Below are 17,031 nucleotides of genomic sequence, written 5' to 3'. Positions count from 1 at the left end.
CGCGAAGAGCCGCACCTCATTTCAACGATTATCCAGGGAGAAACAGCATGAAACGTTTCTGTATCGCAGCGGGCGCTGCCCTTGCCTCCGTCATTGCCGCGGTGGCTCCGGCCGTGGCCTGGCAGCCGACCAAGCCGATCGAGTTCGTCGTGACCTCGGGTCCCGGCGGCGGCACCGATAATTTCGCCCGCATCGTCCAGTCGATCATCGCCAAGCACAAACTGGTCGAGCAGCCGGTCGTCGTGCTCAACAAGGGCGGCGGCAGCGGCGCCGAGGGCTATATCTATGGCAAGGGTGCCAAGGGTGATGCCCACAAGGTCGTCTTCGGCACCAACAACGCCTATCTGCTGCCTTACGTCGCCAAGCTCGGCTACAAGCTCTCCGACCTGACGCCCGTCTCGGCGCTGGCGCTCGACGAGTTCCTGATCTGGGTGAAGGGCGACGCGCCCTTCAACGACGCCAAGGCCTATGTCGAGGCCGCCAAGGCCAAGCCCGGCAGCTTCAAGATGGCCGGCAGCCAGTCCAAGGACACCGACCAGACGCTGACCGCGATGATCCAGGAGGCGACCGGCGCCAAATGGATCTACGTACCCTTCCAGGGCGGTGGCGCGGCTGCGACCCAGCTCGCCGGCGGCCATGTCGACTCCAACACCAACAACCCGAACGAGAACATCGGCCAGTGGAAGGCCGGTCAGGTGAAGCCGCTCTGCGTCTTCTCGCCGGTGCGCCTCGCCAAGAGCGATCCGATCCATGACGGCAAGGGCTGGGGCGACATCCCGACCTGCAAGGAAGCGGGCCTGCCGCTAGAAGCCTTCCAGATGCCGCGCACCGTCTGGCTGCCGGCCGAGGTTCCCGCCGACGCCGTCGCCTACTACGCCGACGTGATGGAGAAGGTCAGCAAGACGCCGGAATGGGCCGAGTTCATTGCCCGCACCGCGCAGACCGCCCGCTTCATGAAGGGCAAGGAACTCACCGACTTCGTCGCCAAGGACGAGGCCGCCAACGCCAAGGTCTTCAAGAACGAAGGCTGGGTCATCAACTGACCTCGCCAGACCACGCTTGGATCATCCCGGACGGGCGCAGCCCGGTCCGGGATGATTGTCCGGAACACCAATAGAATTCGGGAGAGCGCCGATGATCAGCCGCTTCCAGGCCGAGATCGCCACAGCGCTGGCGACGCTCGCGTTCGGCCTCATCATCGTCAACGGCGCCCGCGAGTTCGGTCTCGGCTGGGATTCGTCCGGCCCGCAGCCCGGCGCCTTCCCATTCTATTGCGGCCTGCTGATCGCGCTCGCCAGCGCGGGCACGATCGTGACGACGATCGGCCGGCGGATGGGCGGCTCGGCGGCGCTCGCCGGGATCTTCCTCGACAAGGAGCAGGGCAAGCGCGTCCTCGCCTTCTTCGTGCCGATGCTGGCCTTCGTCGTGCTCAGCGTTACGCTCGGCATGTACGTCGCGATGCTGCTCTATCTCGTCTTCACGATGCGCTTCCAGGGCCGCTATGGCTGGCTGCCCTCGCTCGCGACGGCCTTCGGCACTGCCGCCTTCTTCTATTTCGGCCTCGAGAAATTCGCCCAGGTCGGCCTCCTCAAGGGGCCGGTCGAAGCGATGCTCGGCCTCTGATCCAGCGCGCCGGAGCCTTCCATGGAAAACTTCGCCTCGCTCCTCCACGGCTTCGAAGTCGCGCTGACGACCCATCACATCGCGCTGATGTTCGCCGGTGTGCTGCTCGGCATCCTCGTCGGCGTGCTGCCGGGCCTCGGCGCGCCCAACGGTGTTTCGCTGATGCTGCCGCTGACCTTCAGCATGGACCCGGTTTCGGCGATCATCCTGCTGACCTCGCTCTACTGGGGCGCGCTCTTCGGCGGCTCGACCACCTCGATCCTGTTCAACATCCCGGGCGAGCCGTCCTCTGTCGCCACCACCTTCGACGGCCACCCGATGGCCAAGCAGGGCAGGGCGACTGAAGCGCTCTCCTTCGCCTTCCTTTCGGCCGGCATCGGCGCCATGGCCGGCGTCATCCTGATCACGCTGCTCTCGGGCTGGGTCGCTCGCTTTGCACTGAAATTCTCCTCGCCGGAATATTTCGCGGTCTACTTCATGACCTTCGCCAGCTTCGTCGGCCTTGGGGGCGCCTCGCCGCTGAAGACCATCGTCTCGATGGCGATGGGCTTCGCCTTCGCCACGATCGGCATGGATTCTGTCTCGGGCAATGTCCGCCTGACCTATGAATTCGATGCGCTGCTTGCCGGCGTCAGCTTCCTCATCGCGGTGATCGGCCTGTTCGGCATCGGCGAACTGCTGCAGACCATGGAGGAGGGGCTTCGTTTCGACGGGGTGAAGGCCAAGGTGCGTCCGCGCGACGTGCTCGCGACGGCGCTGAAGCTGCCGCGCTACTGGCTGGCGCTGCTGCGCTCTAGCATCATCGGCATCTGGATGGGCATCACGCCGGGCGGCCCGACCGCGGCCTCCTTCATGAGCTACGCCATGGCCAAGCGCTCCTCGCGCAATCCGGAGAAGTTCGGCAAGGGCGAGCCCGAAGGCGTGATCTCGCCCGAGACGGCCGACCATGCCGCCGGCTCCGCCGCCATGCTGCCGATGCTGGCGCTTGGTATCCCGGGTTCCGCGACCGCTGCGGTGATGATGGGCGGCCTGATGATCTGGGGTCTGAACCCCGGCCCGATGCTCTTCGTCGAGCGGCCCGATTTCGTCTGGGGCCTGATCGCCTCGATGTATCTTGGCAACGTCGTCGCCGTCATCGTCGTGCTGGCAACGGTACCGCTCTTCGCCTCGATCCTGCGCATCCCGTTCTCGATCATCGGGCCGGCGATCGTCGTGGTCTGCTTCATCGGCGCCTATACGGTCGGCAACAAGCAGTTCGACATCTGGCTGGCGCTCGCCTTCGGCATCGTCGGCTATCTCTTCAAGAAGCTCGACTATCCGATCGCACCGCTGGTGCTGGCCATGGTCATCGGCGACAAGGCGGAGGACGCCTTCCGCCAGTCGATGATTTTCAGCCAGGGCTCGCTCTCGATCTTCTGGTCGAATGCGCTGGTGGCGAGCCTGATGGCGATCGGCCTCGCGCTGCTGCTCTTCCCGCTGATCGGCTCGACCCGCCGCGGCATCCGCAAACTGGTGACCGCCCGCGCAGCCAAGGCTTGATCCAGACGCACTGCCGGAGGCTGACTACCGACGCTATGGTGAACCGTCCAGAACCGAGCCGAGGACGGATCGCCGATGACGGATGCAAGGCTGCGCGCCATCCAGGCCGACATCACGACGCTTCCCGTCGACGCCATCGTCAATGCGGCCAACAATTCGCTGCTGGGCGGGGGCGGGGTCGACGGTGCGATCCATCGCGCGGCGGGGCCGGAGCTCCTGCAGGAATGCCGCAGGCTCGGCGGCTGCCAGACCGGCGACGCCAAGCTGACCCAGGGTTACCGGCTGCGGGCGCGCTTCGTGATCCACACGGTCGGGCCGGTCTGGCAGGGCGGCGGCCAGAGCGAGGCGGAACTGCTCGCTTCCTGCTATCGCCGCTCCCTGGTGGTTGCGGCTGGAGCGGGCGCGCGAACCATCGCCTTTCCCAGCATCAGCACCGGTGTCTATGGCTATCCGATCGCAGCTGCGGCGAAGATCGCCGTGGCGACGGTCGCTGCAGCGCTGAAAGCCAGGCCCGATTTCGACGAGATCACCTTCTGCTGCTTCTCGCCCGAGGACCTCGCCATCTACCAGCGCGAGCTCGTCGAGGCCGGCGACCTGCGGGCGCAATGAGCGCAACCCTTTCCCAACCACGAGCAGCCGAGGCCTTGCCATGAGCGAACCCTACAAGGGCATCATCCCGATCGCGCCGACCATCTTCCACGAGAACGGCGACGTCGACCACGAGGGCAACTGCCGGGTCATGGACCTGATGGTCGACCAGGGTGTCGACGGCATCTGCATCCTCGCCAATTTCTCCGAGCAGTTCCTCTTGACCGATGCCGAGCGTGACGAGGTCATGCGGCTCTCGATCGAGCAGGTCGCGGGCCGGGTGCCTGTCTGCGTCACCACCTCGCATTTCTCGACCCGCATCGCTGCCCAGCGCGCCAAGGCGGCGGCCGATGCCGGTGCCAAGATGCTGATGATGATGCCGCCTTATCACGGCGCGCTGCTCAAGGCCGACGAGCAGGGCATGATCGAGCACTTCAAGATCGTCGCCGACGCCTGCGGTATCCCGATCATCCTGCAGGACGCGCCGCTCTCCGGCGTGACCATGACCGTGCCCTTCATGATCAGGCTCAACAAGGAGGTGCCGCTCGTCCGCTACTTCAAGATCGAGGTACCGGGTACGGCGGGCAAGCTGCGCTCGCTGATCGAGGCCGGGGGCGACGCCATCGTCGGGCCGTTCGACGGCGAGGAGGCGATCACGCTGATGGCCGATCTCGACGCCGGCGCCACCGGCACGATGACATCGGCGATGATCCCCGACCTGATCAAGCCGATCCTGGCGGCGCATGCGTCCGGCGACCGCAAGCAGGCGGCGGCGCTCTATGCCCGCGTGCTGCCGATCATCAACTACGAGAACCGGCAATGCGGCCTGCGCTCGGCCAAGGCGGTGATGCAGGCCGGTGGCGTGATCAAGTCGGACGCCGTCCGTCATCCGCTGACGCCGCTGCATCCGAAGACACGCGAAGGCTTGCTCGAGCTCGCGCGCGAACTCGATCCGCTGGCGCTGCGCTGGGGCAAGTAACCCAGGCGCTGATGCTGCCCGTCCTGAAGGCGGGCAGCGTCGATCAATAGGCTCCGATGCCGCCGGAAGGCGGCGGCATGTTGCCCCGTCGATCTTTGGTGATGAACTCCGGCGTCACCAGAAGCATCCGGGACAGCCAGGAGCTGTAGGCAGCTAGCAACGCTATGACGGCACGCATGGTCGCCTCCAAGATTGCAGGGACGACCATAGCAGAAAAACACGCTGGTTGCCGGCGAATTCTTTCGCCTCAGGCCTTGGTCCAGACCGCGAGCTCGTAACCATCCGGATCGGTGAAGTGGAAGCGTCGGCCGCCGGGGAAGTCGAAGGCCGGCTTGACGACCTGGCCGCCGGCCGCTTCGACTGCCGCCTGCGCTGCGGCGAGATCGTCGGCATAGAGGATCACCAGCGGCCCGCCTGGTCTCACCGTGCCGATCGTGGTGAAGCCACCCTCAAGCCGGCCATCGGCGAAAGCGCAGTATTCCGGGCCGTACTCCGTCATCGTCCAGTCGAAGGCCTTCTCGTAGAAGGCGCGGGCGCGCGGGATGTCGGTGACGACGAACTCGATATAGTCGATGCGGCGGTCGTTGCTCGGCGGCACGGGCAGTCTCCTTGCGGTCTTCCGAGGTCATTCTACCCAGGCATCATGGCGCCGGCGCGGTCGGCTCCTGGCAGCAATGACCGAGGACGTGTCGTGTATCGTGGCCAACCGGATTTTTCACTTCTTCGGAGTGTTCGGAGCGCGGATCCCCATGCAATCCTGTGATGCGCCACGTAACGAAATCGCGTTGGCATGCTCTGTTTGCACACTCTATCGTGCAGACACACGTTTCCTGCTCCGGAGCTCGTCATGACCGCAACCGCCAAGCGCGGCTACGCGCCGGAGATCATCGTTGCCGCCGGCTGCCTGATCGCGCTGATCAGCTTCGGTCCGCGTGCCAGCGCCGGCCTGTTTCAGCTCCCGATGATCTCCCAGTTCGGCTGGGGTCGCGACACGTTCAGCCTCGCGCTGGCGATCCAGAACCTGCTCTGGGGCCTGGGCGCGCCCTTCGCCGGCGCGATCGCCGACCGCTTCGGCATGGTGCGGGTGCTCTGCGTCGGCGCGTTGCTCTATGCCGCCGGCCTCGTGACGATGTCCTATGCCACGACGCCGCTGCAACTCCATCTGGGTGCCGGTGTGCTGATCGGCTTCGGCCTCTCCGCCTGCTCCTTCAACCTGATCCTCGCCGCCTTCGGCAAGCTTCTGCCGGAGCAATGGCGGCCGCTCGCCTTCGGCGCCGGCACCGCCGCCGGCTCCTTCGGCCAGTTCCTGTTCCCGCCGATCGGCAACATCCTGATCGAGACGCTGGGCTGGCAGCAGGCGCTGATCGTCTTCGCCTTCACCCTGCTGCCTGTGCTGCCGCTCTCGGTGATGCTGGCGATGCGGGGTTCAAAGCAGCCTGCCGCTGCGCCCGGCGCGGTTGCCGCCCCCAACCAGAGCATCGCGCAGGCGCTGGCCGAGGCCTTCAAGCACCGGAGCTACGTCCTGCTCGTGCTGGGGTTCTTCACCTGCGGTTTCCAGCTCGCCTTCATCACCGTGCACATGCCGGCCTATCTCAAGGACACCGGCCTGCCGGCCTGGGTCGGCGGCTGGACGCTGGCCGCGATCGGCCTCGCCAATGCAGTCGGCTCGCTCGGCTCGGGCTGGCTGACGGCGCGCATGCCCAAGCGCCATCTGCTCGCCTGGATCTATCTCGGCCGGGCCGTCGCCATCGCCGTCTTCATCCTGCTGCCGCCGAGCCCGATGACCGCGATCGCCTTCGGCATCGTCATCGGCGTGTTCTGGCTCTCGACCGTGCCGCCGACCTCGGCGCTGGTCATGCTGATGTTCGGCACCAAGTACATGGCGATGCTCTACGGCTTCGCCTTCTTCTCGCACCAGGTCGGCGGCTTCCTCGGCGTGCTGCTCGGCGGCATCCTCTATGAGCAGTTCGGCTCTTATACGATCGTCTGGTGGCTCTCGGTCGCGCTCGGCGTCGCCTCGGCGCTGATCAACCTGCCGATCGTCGAAAAGCCGGTCGCGCGCGCGGTGCCGCAGCCAGCCTGACCAAAGACGCACCGGCTTGCCGCTTGCGGGTGGCAGCCGGGCGGGCCACTCCTAGGGGCCTGTTCCATGGCTTCCCAGGAGTGAGTTCATGTCGACCTTCAAGGCCCTCATCGCCAGCAAGGGCGAAGCCGGCACCAACGTCGCATTCGGCGAGTTCGCCGAAGCGGACCTGATGGAAGGCGACGTCACCGTCCGCGTCACCCATTCGACGCTGAACTACAAGGACGGCCTCGCCATCACCGGCCGCGCCCCCGTGGTGCGGCGCTGGCCAATGATCCCCGGCATCGACTTCGCCGGCCGGGTCGAAGTTTCTGATCACCCCGATTTCAAGCCCGGCGACCTCGTCATCCTCAATGGCTGGGGCACGGGCGAGACGCATCTGGGCGCCTATGCCCAGAAGAGCCGGGTCAAGGGCGACTGGCTGGTGCCGCTGCCCGACGGCATGACGCCGGCCGAGGCGATGGCGATTGGCACCGCCGGCTACACCGCCATGCTCTGCCTGCTCGCGCTCGAGCGCCATGGCCTGAAGCCTGCCGACGGGCCGGTCGTCGTCACCGGCGCTGCCGGCGGTGTCGGCTCGGTCGCGACCGCGCTGCTCGCCAAGGCCGGCTGGCATGTGATCGCCTCGACCGGCCGGCCCGAGGAAGCGGACTATCTCAAGAGCCTAGGTGCCGCCGAGATCATCGACCGTAACGAACTTTCCAACCCCGGCCGCCCGCTCGGCAAGGAGCGCTGGATCGCCGGCGTCGACGCGGTCGGCTCGCACACGCTGGCGAACGTGCTCTCGATGACGAAATATGGGGGCGCCGTCGCCGCCTGCGGGCTGGCGCAGGGCATGGACCTGCCGGCTTCCGTGGCGCCCTTCATCCTGCGCGGCGTCGCGCTGCTGGGCGTCGATTCGGTGATGTGCCCGAAGCCGCGCCGGCTCGAAGCCTGGGCCCGGCTTGCGCGCGACCTCGACCGCGACAGGCTCGCGGCGATGACCACGACGATCCCGCTCGATGACGTCGTCGAGACCGGCCGGGCGCTGCTCGACGGCAAGGTGCGCGGCCGGGTCGTCGTCGAGATCGGCTGAATGCTCAGCCCGCGCCTTCGAGCTGCGCCTTGCGTTTGGCGAGTTCGCCGCCGACGAAATCCATGAAGGCACGCACCCGCGGCGCGTGTCTGATGTCGGGATGGGTCAGGATCCACAGGCCGGTGGCGAAGTCCGGATCCGGCGGCAGCAAACGGACGAGCCCCGGCCGCTGGTCGGCGATGAAGCAGGGCAGCGGGCCGATGCCGATGCCCTGCTCGACCGCTTCCGTCAGTCCGAGCACGGCGGAGGAGCGCAGCGCGATCCGGTCCGCCGGAACATGGTCGCGGACATAGCGGGCCGCCTTGACGTAGCCGAGCGGGTCGCCGAGCGCGACCCAGTCGCGCCGGAATAGCAGCTTCGGCTCGTGCGCCTCCGCCTCCGTGGTCGGCGCATCGGCGCGGGCATAGACGGCCCAGTTCAGATTGGCGAGGCGGCGGCCGACCAGCGTCTCGCCGGGGGAATCGCTGGCGCGGATGGCGACGTCGGCGTCGCGGCGCGAGAGATTGAGGGTTTGGCTCGCCATGACGATGTCGAGCCGGATCAAGGGGTGCGCGGCCCGGAACACCGCGAAGATCGGCAGCAGCACGTGCAGATAGAGCGTATCGGTGGTGGTCACGCGCAAGTCGCCTGAGGGCGCGAGGTCGCGCCCTGCCAGCCTGCGTCCGAAGGCGGTGACGTCGTCGTCGATGCGCGAGGCCAGCGTCGTCATCTCCTCGCCGGCCGAGGTCGCGACATAACCGGTCTTGCGCCGCTCGAAGAGGGCGTGGCCGAGCTGCTCCTCGATCTGCCCGAGCCGGCGGAACACCGTCGAGTGATTGACGTTGAGCGCCGCGGCCGCTCCGGTCAGCCCGCCGGCATCGGCGATCGCCTTGATCAGGCGGAAATCATCCCAGGCGAGCTTGGAGATCGACAATGGCCACACTCCGGCAATTCGGCGTGCAGCATTGCCAGATCTTGCGGAAATGCAAGCGATCCCGCCGGGCCTCAGCGTGGCGCGGCGGCGCGCTTTAGTCGGTCGTTGATCGCCTCGCCAAGCCCATGCATCGGGATTGGCGCGACGGCGATCGTCTTTGGACCGCGATCGTCGAGCCGGCGCAAGGCTGCAAAGAGGTTGGCGGCCGCCTCGGTCAGATCGCCGGTCGAGCTGAGGTTGAAGGCGAGCGCGGGCAGGGCGCCGTTCGGCTCCGGCCCGAAGCCGAGCCAGGCTTCGCCGGGACGCGCCGCTTCCGCGTCGAGCCTGACGGCCGCCCGCGGCGCATAGTGCGAGGCGAGCAGTCCGGGCGCGAGCGGCGCCGAGCCGCCTTCCTCGACGATGACGAGGGCTTGCCCGATCGCCGCTTCCAGCGCCGCCCGCGGTACGCCGCCCGGCCGCAGCAGGCGCGGCACGCCGCCGAGGCAGGCGACGATGCTGGATTCGACGCCGACTGCCGTCGGCCCGGCATCGAGCACAGCGTCGATGCGGCCGTCGAGATCGGCGAATACGTGATCGGCCTGCGTCGGGCTGACCCTGCCAGAGCGATTGGCCGAGGGCGCGGCGATCGGCCGGCCCGCCGCCTGCAGCACGGCGTGCGCCACCTGATGCGACGGCACGCGGAGCGCGACGCTGTCGAGCCCGGCGCGGGCGAGGCTGCAGACCGTGCAGGCAGAGGAGGCCGGTACGACCAGCGTCAGCGGCCCCGGCCAGAACGCCTTCGCCAGCGCCAGCGCAGGGGCGTCGAAAAGGCCCTGGCGCCTTGCGGCGTCGATGTCCGGCAAATGCGAGATCAGCGGATTGAAGCTCGGGCGCTCCTTGGCGGCGTAAATCGAGGCGACGGCTCGATCGTCGGTCGCATCGGCGGCGAGCCCATAGACCGTCTCGGTCGGCAACGCGACCAGCCTGCCGGCGCGCAACAGCTCCGCGGCGGCGGCGATGCCGGCCTCATCGGCGGAAAGGCGCTGGGTCTGGCGAGATCCTGTCACGGGCACTCTTGAAAGTTCATATGTAAACTATAACAATGCCGGGATGGCATGCGTGTAGGCGCGCCGGCTGACGCGTGGGCAAGCGAATAGTTCGCGGCTAGCATGGCCGTCAAACGCAACGATGCAGAATGCCCGCCGGGAATGCGCGGGCGCCGAGGGAGGCAAACGATGTCGTACCGTGCTCCGGTCGAGGATATCCTGGCGACGATGCGCCATGTCGCCGGGCTCGACGCCCTGATCAATGAGGGGCTGGCACCGGAACTCGCCGACGGCGTCACCGAGGCGGTGCTGGAGGAGGCCGCGAAGTTCGCCGGCGATGTCCTGGCTCCGTTGAACATCGTCGGCGACCGGCACGGCTCCAGGCTCAAGGACGGCATCGTCGTCACCCCGCCGGGCTGGAAGGAGGCCTATCACGCCTGGGCTAAAGGAGGCTGGAATGCGTTGCCGGGGCCGGAGGCCTATGGTGGCCAGGCCCTGCCGACGCTGGTGCAGTCGGCCTGCACCGAGATGTGGAATTCGGCCGCCTTCGCCTTTGCGCTTGGCCCGCTGCTTACGGTCGGCGCGATCGAGGCGCTGCACGCCCATGGTTCCGACTATCTGAAGGAGACCTACCTCGCCAAGCTCGTTTCCGGCGAGTGGATGGGCACGATGAACCTGACCGAGCCGCAGGCCGGTTCGGATCTCAACGCCCTGCGCTCCAAGGCCGAGCGCGCCGGCGACGGCACCTACCGCATCAGCGGCCAGAAGATCTTCATCACCTATGGCGATCACGAGATGACGGACAATATCGTCCATCTCGTCCTCGCCCGCCTGCCCGACGCCCCTCCCGGCACGCGCGGCATCTCGCTCTTCCTCGTGCCCAAATACCTGGTCAACGCCGACGGCTCGCTCGGCTCGCGCAATGATGTCCGCTGCACCGGCGTCGAGCACAAGCTCGGCATCCATGCCTCGCCGACCTGCGCCATGAGCTATGGCGACGAGGGCGGCGCCATCGGCTGGCTGATCGGCGAGGAGAATCGCGGCCTCGCCTGCATGTTCACGATGATGAACAATGCCCGCCTCAACGTCGCGGTGCAGGGCGTCGCCATCGCCGAGCGCGCCTATCAGCAGGCACTTTCCTTCGCGCAGGAGCGCAAGCAGGGCACGGCGCTCGATGCGCCGAAGGGCGCCCCGATGAGCCCGATCATCGTCCACCCCGACATCCGCCGCATGCTGATGGAGATGCGCTCCAAGACGCAGGCCGCGCGCTCGCTCTCGCTGCTGCTAGCCGCCTTGCTCGACCGTTCGCATCGCGAGACCGATGAGGGCAAGCGCAAGGCCGCGGCCGAACGCGCTGCGATCATCACGCCGGTCGCCAAGGCCTATGCCACCGATATCGGCGTCGAGGTCGCCTCCACCGGTGTCCAGGTCCATGGCGGCATGGGCTATGTCGAGGAGACCGGCGCGGCCCAGCATCTGCGCGATGCCCGCATCGCCACGATCTATGAGGGCACCAATGGCATCCAGGCGATCGACCTCGTGCTGCGCAAGCTGCCGCTCTCGAATGGCGATGCCGTCAAGGCGCTGATCGGCGAGATGCGCGGCGTCGTCGCGCAGGTGCGCGAGGCCAACGCACCCGGCTTCGGCCACAGCGCGGCGCGGCTCGGTGCGGCCGTCGACTCGCTCGAGCGGGCGACCGAGTGGATGCTGGCGACCATGGGCATCGACCAGGCGAGCGCGCTCGCCGGCGCGACGCCCTATCTCAAGCTCTTCGCGCTCGCCCAGGGCGGTACTGGCCTGGCGAAGAAGGCGCTGGCGATGCAGGGCGAGGATCAGGGCGCCGCGGCGCTCGCCACCGCCCGCTTCTATGCCGAGCACCATGTCGGCGAAGCCACCGCGCTGGAACTTGCCGTGACGGAGGGTGCCGGCGCCGTCGAGGATTCGGCTGCGGTCTTCGCGGCGTGACGCCGCTGGCCGCGCCTGGCCTATCGGACCGGCTTCCTCACGCGCATGTGCAGGAAGAGCGGCGCGATATAGGTGTCGGCGAGATAGGGCACGGCCTTGGCCGTTTCCGCATCCACGCCCGGCTCGTGCATGTGCTCGATCCGGAAGCCGGTGGCGACCAGGAGGTTGATCCAGTCGCTGAGCGTGCGGTGAAAGCGCGGCACGCGGAACGGCTCGACCTTGGCCTTCTCCTCGGCCGGAGCGGCGCCGAAGCGCCAGCTCTCGATCTCGCCGTCGCTGACGCGGAAATACTCGCGGACCTCGATGCCGAGCACAGTGCCGGCCTCATCGCGCATGACCTTGCGGCCGGGCGTGGCGAAGCAGGGATGCAGGATCGAGAACTGCAGGAAGCCGCTGGGCTTCAGCACGCGCTTGGCTTCGGCGAGCACGCGGTCCTGGTGCGGCATGTCCATCAGCGACATGAAGGCGGTAGCGAAATCGAACGAGGCATCGGCGAAGGGCAGGGCCATGCCGTCGGCGACGCGATAGGTGATCCCCAGCGGGTTCGCGGCTTCAGCCTCCTGCGCGTGGCGGATGAAGGTCGGAGCGATGTCGATCGCGGTGACGCTCGCGCCGATCTCAGCGAGCTTGCGGGTGTTCGAGCCCTCGCCGCAGCCGATGTCGAGGCCATCCAGCCCGTCGACATCGGGGAGGTGCGCGAAGAAGGCCGGGGTGTTCTGGGCGTCCCGATAGAGATCGTAGCCGGCGCGCGCGTGCCGGGTCCAGGTTTCGGCATTGGCCTCCCAGCAGGCCGCGACTTCGCTCGCTTCCATGATCGTCCTCGCCGTTCGGGGGAGGGGGCTTCTAGCGGAGCCGCTCGCATTGCGCCAGCGGTATCGCCATGACCGATGACAGCCCGCTTAAGCCGCTCGCCGGTAAGGTCTGCCTCGTCGCCGGCGCCTCGCGCGGGCTCGGGCGCGGCATCGCCCGGGCGCTCGGCCAGGCCGGCGCGAGCGTGATCGTCACCGGCCGCTCCAGCGAAGCCGGACCGCGCACCGACCAGCGCTCGGAAACCTTCGAGGACACCGCTCGCGAGGTCGAGGCTGCCGGCGGGCGTGGCGAGCCCTATCGCTGCGACCACACCAATGAGCGCGAGGTCGACCAACTCGTCGCCTGGTCGCTGCGCCGCTTCGGCCGGCTCGATTGCGTCGTCGATGCGGTCTGGGGCGGCAATGAAGGCTATGACGGCGAGCGCTATCCTGATGGTTCCGCCTTCGGTGCGCCGTTCTGGCGCCGCCCGGTCGCGCGGCTCGGCCAGAGCTTCGAGAGCGGCGTCTATGCGCAATTGCTGCTGGCGCGTGCGGTGGCACCGGCCATGGTGCAGATGCGCCAGGGCCTGATTGTCACGGTCAGCTTCGACACCGCCGGCGGCTATCTCGGCGATGTCTTCTACGACCTCGCCAAGGCGGCGATGAACCGGCTGACGCTGGCGATGGCGCAGGAGCTCAGGCCTTTTGGCGTGACCGCGCTCGGCCTCTCGCCCGGCCATGTCTTGACCGAACGCGTGCGCGACGCCGGCATGGCGGACGAGACCACCGAGACGCCGCTCTATGCCGGCCGCGCCGTCGCCGCGCTTGCAGCCGACCCGGACGCTGCCCGCCATGCCGGGCAAGTGCTCCACGTCGCCGACCTGGCGCGCACCTACGGTTTCACTGATGCGGACGGCAGCCAGCCGGACCGGTTCAGTTTGCAGACTTAACGAGGGAGGACACCATGTCGCTCAAGGGCAAGACGCTCTTCATCACCGGCGGATCGCGCGGCATCGGGCTCGCCATCGCCATCAAGGCTGCCCGCGACGGCGCCAATGTCACCATCGCCGCCAAGACGGCCGAGCCGCATCCGAAGCTCGAGGGCACGATCTACACCGCCGCCGCCGAGATCGAGGCTGCCGGCGGCAAGTGCCTGCCGCTGATGGTCGATGTCCGCGACGAGGCGAGCGTCGCCGAGGCGATCGCGAAGACCGCGCAGACCTTCGGCGGCATCGACATCGTCGTGAACAATGCCAGCGCGATCTCGCTGAGCAACACCCAGATGACCGACATGAAGCGCTACGATCTGATGCACCAGATCAATACGCGCGGCACCTTCATGGTCTCGAAATACGCGATTCCGCATCTGGAGAAGGCGGAGAATCCGCACATTCTGATGCTGTCGCCGCCGCTCGACATGAAGATGCGTTGGTTCGCCCCGCATCTGGCCTACACCATGGCGAAATACGGGATGAGCATGTGCGTGCTCGGCCTTGCCGGCGAGCTTGCGCCGAAGGGCATCGCCGTCAACGCGCTTTGGCCGCGGACGACGATCGCGACAGCCGCGGTCCAGAACCTGCTCGGCGGCGACAAGATGGTGCAGGCGAGCCGCACGCCCGAGATGCTGGCCGATGCGGCCTACATGGTCTTCAGCAAGCCCTCGCGCAGCTTCTCGGGCAACTTCCTGATCGACGACAACTTCATGGCGGGCGAGGGCGTCACCGACTTCACGCCCTACCGAGTTGATCCGTCGGTGCCGCTGATGCCGGACTTCTTCGTGCCCGAGGAGATCGCGCCGCCGCAAGGGGTGAAGGGCGGCGTCTGAGCCCGAGTAGGGCTCAGAACTCCTCCCAGCTATGGTTGTCGCGCGCTCCCCCGCCCGCGACCTTGCGGGCGGGCATCGGAGCTGCGGGGGCGGGTTGCGCCTTTCGTGCCGGTGCGCGCGGGGCAGAGCGGGGTTCCGACATCGCGGCTGCGGCGAGATTGCGCAGGCGCTCCGGCTCATTGGTCGACCGCGCACCGCCATCGGCGATGCGGAAGGCCGCGACGAGCTGATCCAGGCTGTGGATCTGGTCGGCGAGCGAGGCCGCGGAAGCGGCGCTTTCCTCGGCGAGCGCGGCGTTCTGCTGGGTCATCTCGTCCATATGGGCGACCGTCTGGCTCATCTCCTCGATGCCGTTGGCCTGTTCGCCCGCCGCTGCTGAAATCTCGACCACCGTCGCGGCGACCTGCAGGGAGGCCGAGACGATCTTGTCCAGAGCCGTACCGGCAGAGCGGACCAGCTTGACCCCTTCCTCGATCTCGACGGTCGAGGACTGGATCAAGGTCGTGATGTCCTTCGACGCCTCGGCCGAGCGTTGCGCCAGTGTCCGGACCTCCGAAGCCACCACCGCGAAGCCCTTGCCGGCATCGCCGGCGCGGGCTGCTTCGACCGCGGCGTTCAGCGCCAGCAGATTGGTCTGGAAGGCGATGCCATCGATCACCGAGGTGATGTCGGTGATCTTGCGCGAGGCCGCCTCGATCCGCTCCATCGCCGCGACGGCGTTCTGGACGATCGTGCCGCCCTGCTGCGCCACGGTCGTGGCCTCGTCGGAGGCCGACGCCGCAACCTTCGAGGAACCGGCGCTCGCCTTGACCGAGGCTGCGAGCTCCTCGGTCGTGGCCGCGGTCTCCTCCAGCGAGGCGGCCTGCTCCTCGGTCCGTTTGGCGAGATCGTCGGCGCCCGCCTTGATCTCACGGGCTGAGGCCGAGACCTGCGAGGTCGTCGCCTGGATGCCGCCGATCGTCTCCGAGAGCCTCTCGACCGTCTCGTTGACCGAGTGCTTCAGCTCGGCGAAACGGCCCTGATAGCTGGTAGCGATCCTGCGGGTCAGATCGCCCTGCGAGACGGATGCCAGGATGTCGGCGAATTCCGTCGTCGCGCCATCGACGACAGCGTTGATCTGGTTGATCCCGTTGACCAGCTGCTGCATCTGCGCGTCGGCGTTCTCCAGCTGCAACCGCGCGCTGAAATCGCCCGCCGCCGCTGCGGCGACGACCGTCCCGACATCGTTGACCACGGCGATCATCGATTCCGTCCGCGCAGCGCGTTCGGCCGCAGCGACGCGCTCCTGCGCCTCCAGGGCCTGCACGCGCAGCCCGTTCTCCTTGAACACCCGGACGGCGGCCGCCATCCCACCGATTTCGTCGTTCCTGCCAGTATCCATGACCTCGGCGGTGAAGTCGCCCTCTGCCAGCTGCGTCATCGAGGCGGTCAGCGCGGTGATCGGGCGCGTCACGCGGCGCTGCACCAGCCAGAGCCCGACGAGCGCCAGCGCGAGCGCGGCCAGGAGGACGAGGCCGTACATCACGAGCGAGCGCATCGCTGCGGCTGCCTTCGCGTCCGCGGCATCCGATACGACATCGATGGCGCGGCTCGCCACGGCGCCGACGGTTTCGGAGGCGGCGACGATCTGGTCACGCCATTGGTCCGGATTGATCGCGGGCTTGCGGCCGCCCGTCGCATTGGCGACCAGGTCGGCCCGCGTCGCCTTGAAGGTACCGCCGAAATAGGTGTTCTCGGCCGTCGCGAGCGCATCCTTCAGCGCCTGCGGGGTGCTCGCCTGGCCGATGAGCTGCTTCACCACGCCCCAGGCGAATTCCATGCGCGCATCGTTGACGATGACGGCATTGCTCTCCTTGGCATCGAGCGGCCGGTCCTGGGCGACAGCGTTGTTGAGCACGATCGTCGAAGATCCGCTGAGCGAGCGTGCCGCCCAGGCCATCGCGCGGATGGTGGTAAGGTTCGCGAAGTTGGCATCGAGGACGAGGATGCGTTCTTCGAGTGTCGCCGAGGCGCTTTCGAGCGCTGTCAGGAACTTGCCGGTCTGGGCCATGCTGGTCCCGACGAGTTCCTTCTCACGCGACTCCAGCGGCAGCTTCCAGTTGCCGTCGACCTTCGCCCGCAAGGGCTTCAGCGCCGCGACATGGCTGTCGATCTCGGTCGAAACGGTTGTCGCAACGCTGTAGCCGTTCTTCCGGACGATCGCCTGCGCCGTGGCGATCGCATCGTCCAAACGCTTGCGCCGCGTCAGCACGTCCTCGATCATCCCGCCGTTCTTGTCGGTGGGCATGGTCATGGCGCTCGCGCCGTTGCCACGTTCGTAACGGAGGTTCTGCAGCGCGGCGAAATAAGCCTTGTTCAGATCGGCGAGAACCGAAACCTCGACGGCCGTGTTGTAGCGCGTCCAGGCCTGCCAGAGCGATTGCGTCGAGAGCGTTACGATCGCCGCGCTGGCAAGACCGAGGACGGTCAGGAGCATGGTCTTGATGCTGAGGTTCTTCGCGGCGTTGAGCATGGCAAATCCGGAGGGGCGACTGATCCGTTCTGTGTCTCATCCCGCCATTTATTTTATGCTAACCACGCCGCCGCGCTCTGGATCCGCTTGCCGGGGCACGTGAATAGCGCGTCGGG

General features: G+C 67.5%; 16 protein-coding genes. 10 read left to right on the top strand and 6 right to left on the bottom strand.

Annotated features, from left to right (window positions below):
- Positions 1-47: 47 nt before the first annotated feature.
- The 5 genes from ASE66_RS00450 (at position 48) to ASE66_RS00430 (ending at position 4,729) form a co-directional block, all read left to right on the top strand.
- The gene (locus ASE66_RS00450) at positions 48-1,043 is read left to right on the top strand and encodes a Bug family tripartite tricarboxylate transporter substrate binding protein (protein WP_057187611.1); all 996 of its coding nucleotides are present in this window, start codon (positions 48-50) and stop codon (positions 1,041-1,043) included.
- A gap of 91 nt (positions 1,044-1,134) precedes the next feature.
- Positions 1,135-1,623, top strand: coding sequence for a tripartite tricarboxylate transporter TctB family protein (locus ASE66_RS00445; protein ID WP_057187610.1), 489 nt, complete (start codon positions 1,135-1,137; stop codon positions 1,621-1,623).
- Between the two features lie 21 nt (positions 1,624-1,644).
- Positions 1,645-3,162, top strand: coding sequence for a tripartite tricarboxylate transporter permease (locus ASE66_RS00440; protein WP_057187609.1), 1,518 nt, complete (start codon positions 1,645-1,647; stop codon positions 3,160-3,162).
- A 75-nt stretch (positions 3,163-3,237) separates the two neighbouring features.
- Complete coding sequence (locus ASE66_RS00435) at positions 3,238-3,771, top strand: O-acetyl-ADP-ribose deacetylase (RefSeq protein ID WP_057187608.1); 534 nt, start codon at positions 3,238-3,240, stop codon at positions 3,769-3,771.
- A 40-nt stretch (positions 3,772-3,811) separates the two neighbouring features.
- Positions 3,812-4,729 (top strand): dihydrodipicolinate synthase family protein, encoded by a 918-nt coding sequence (locus tag ASE66_RS00430; RefSeq protein ID WP_057187607.1) that lies wholly within the window; start codon positions 3,812-3,814, stop codon positions 4,727-4,729.
- Positions 4,730-4,772: 43 nt separating this feature from the next.
- Here ASE66_RS00430 and ASE66_RS33620 read toward each other — a convergent pair whose 3' ends face one another.
- Both ASE66_RS33620 and ASE66_RS00425 read right to left on the bottom strand, forming a co-directional pair.
- Positions 4,773-4,907: a hypothetical protein gene (locus ASE66_RS33620; RefSeq protein WP_274532915.1), complete on the bottom strand. Its 135-nt coding sequence runs from the start codon at positions 4,905-4,907 to the stop codon at positions 4,773-4,775.
- 69 nt (positions 4,908-4,976) lie between these two features.
- A complete protein-coding gene (locus ASE66_RS00425; protein ID WP_057187606.1) occupies positions 4,977-5,327 on the bottom strand; it encodes a VOC family protein in 351 nt (116 codons plus the stop codon).
- A 249-nt stretch (positions 5,328-5,576) separates the two neighbouring features.
- On the opposite strand from ASE66_RS00425, the gene ASE66_RS00420 reads away from it, so the two are divergent.
- Positions 5,577-6,812, top strand: a complete 1,236-nt coding sequence (locus ASE66_RS00420; protein WP_057187605.1) for an MFS transporter — start codon at positions 5,577-5,579, stop codon at positions 6,810-6,812.
- A gap of 88 nt (positions 6,813-6,900) precedes the next feature.
- Positions 6,901-7,887: an MDR family oxidoreductase gene (locus ASE66_RS00415; protein WP_057187604.1), complete on the top strand. Its 987-nt coding sequence runs from the start codon at positions 6,901-6,903 to the stop codon at positions 7,885-7,887.
- A 4-nt stretch (positions 7,888-7,891) separates the two neighbouring features.
- On the opposite strand, the gene ASE66_RS00410 is transcribed toward ASE66_RS00415, so the two are convergent.
- Entirely contained in the window at positions 7,892-8,800 is a 909-nt protein-coding gene (locus tag ASE66_RS00410; protein ID WP_320409738.1) for a LysR family transcriptional regulator, read from the bottom strand.
- Between the two features lie 71 nt (positions 8,801-8,871).
- Entirely contained in the window at positions 8,872-9,846 is a 975-nt protein-coding gene (locus ASE66_RS00405) for an L-threonylcarbamoyladenylate synthase (RefSeq protein WP_413814237.1), read from the bottom strand.
- A gap of 168 nt (positions 9,847-10,014) precedes the next feature.
- Between ASE66_RS00405 and ASE66_RS00400 the strand changes: the two genes are divergently transcribed.
- Positions 10,015-11,790: an acyl-CoA dehydrogenase gene (locus ASE66_RS00400; RefSeq protein WP_057187602.1), complete on the top strand. Its 1,776-nt coding sequence runs from the start codon at positions 10,015-10,017 to the stop codon at positions 11,788-11,790.
- 20 nt (positions 11,791-11,810) lie between these two features.
- Here the strand turns inward: ASE66_RS00400 and ASE66_RS00395 are convergent, their stop codons facing one another.
- A complete protein-coding gene (locus tag ASE66_RS00395) occupies positions 11,811-12,602 on the bottom strand; it encodes a class I SAM-dependent methyltransferase (protein ID WP_057187601.1) in 792 nt (263 codons plus the stop codon).
- A 68-nt stretch (positions 12,603-12,670) separates the two neighbouring features.
- Between ASE66_RS00395 and ASE66_RS00390 the strand changes: the two genes are divergently transcribed.
- Positions 12,671-13,528 (top strand): SDR family NAD(P)-dependent oxidoreductase, encoded by an 858-nt coding sequence (locus ASE66_RS00390; protein ID WP_057187600.1) that lies wholly within the window; start codon positions 12,671-12,673, stop codon positions 13,526-13,528.
- Between the two features lie 14 nt (positions 13,529-13,542).
- Positions 13,543-14,403: an SDR family oxidoreductase gene (locus tag ASE66_RS00385; RefSeq protein ID WP_057187599.1), complete on the top strand. Its 861-nt coding sequence runs from the start codon at positions 13,543-13,545 to the stop codon at positions 14,401-14,403.
- A 13-nt stretch (positions 14,404-14,416) separates the two neighbouring features.
- Here ASE66_RS00385 and ASE66_RS00380 read toward each other — a convergent pair whose 3' ends face one another.
- A complete protein-coding gene (locus ASE66_RS00380) occupies positions 14,417-16,915 on the bottom strand; it encodes a methyl-accepting chemotaxis protein (protein ID WP_057187598.1) in 2,499 nt (832 codons plus the stop codon).
- Positions 16,916-17,031 lie beyond the last annotated feature (116 nt).

This window comes from Allobosea sp. Root483D1 (assembly GCF_001429505.1).
Classification (GTDB): domain Bacteria; phylum Pseudomonadota; class Alphaproteobacteria; order Rhizobiales; family Beijerinckiaceae; genus Allobosea.
This window is presented reverse-complemented; position numbering and strand designations above follow the sequence as displayed.

Excerpts from the sequence above, each read along its gene's own strand:
- ASE66_RS33620 (WP_274532915.1), bottom strand. The coding sequence starts at position 4,907 with ATGCGTGCCGTCATAGCGTTGCTAGCTGCCTACAGCTCCTGGCTGTCC.
- ASE66_RS00450 (WP_057187611.1), top strand. The coding sequence starts at position 48 with ATGAAACGTTTCTGTATCGCAGCGGGCGCTGCCCTTGCCTCCGTCATT.
- ASE66_RS00380 (WP_057187598.1), bottom strand. The coding sequence starts at position 16,915 with ATGCTCAACGCCGCGAAGAACCTCAGCATCAAGACCATGCTCCTGACC.
- ASE66_RS00420 (WP_057187605.1), top strand. The coding sequence starts at position 5,577 with ATGACCGCAACCGCCAAGCGCGGCTACGCGCCGGAGATCATCGTTGCC.
- ASE66_RS00435 (WP_057187608.1), top strand. The coding sequence starts at position 3,238 with ATGACGGATGCAAGGCTGCGCGCCATCCAGGCCGACATCACGACGCTT.
- ASE66_RS00445 (WP_057187610.1), top strand. The coding sequence starts at position 1,135 with ATGATCAGCCGCTTCCAGGCCGAGATCGCCACAGCGCTGGCGACGCTC.
- ASE66_RS00390 (WP_057187600.1), top strand. The coding sequence starts at position 12,671 with ATGACCGATGACAGCCCGCTTAAGCCGCTCGCCGGTAAGGTCTGCCTC.
- ASE66_RS00395 (WP_057187601.1), bottom strand. The coding sequence starts at position 12,602 with ATGGAAGCGAGCGAAGTCGCGGCCTGCTGGGAGGCCAATGCCGAAACC.
- ASE66_RS00415 (WP_057187604.1), top strand. The coding sequence starts at position 6,901 with ATGTCGACCTTCAAGGCCCTCATCGCCAGCAAGGGCGAAGCCGGCACC.
- ASE66_RS00400 (WP_057187602.1), top strand. The coding sequence starts at position 10,015 with ATGTCGTACCGTGCTCCGGTCGAGGATATCCTGGCGACGATGCGCCAT.
- ASE66_RS00440 (WP_057187609.1), top strand. The coding sequence starts at position 1,645 with ATGGAAAACTTCGCCTCGCTCCTCCACGGCTTCGAAGTCGCGCTGACG.
- ASE66_RS00430 (WP_057187607.1), top strand. The coding sequence starts at position 3,812 with ATGAGCGAACCCTACAAGGGCATCATCCCGATCGCGCCGACCATCTTC.
- ASE66_RS00385 (WP_057187599.1), top strand. The coding sequence starts at position 13,543 with ATGTCGCTCAAGGGCAAGACGCTCTTCATCACCGGCGGATCGCGCGGC.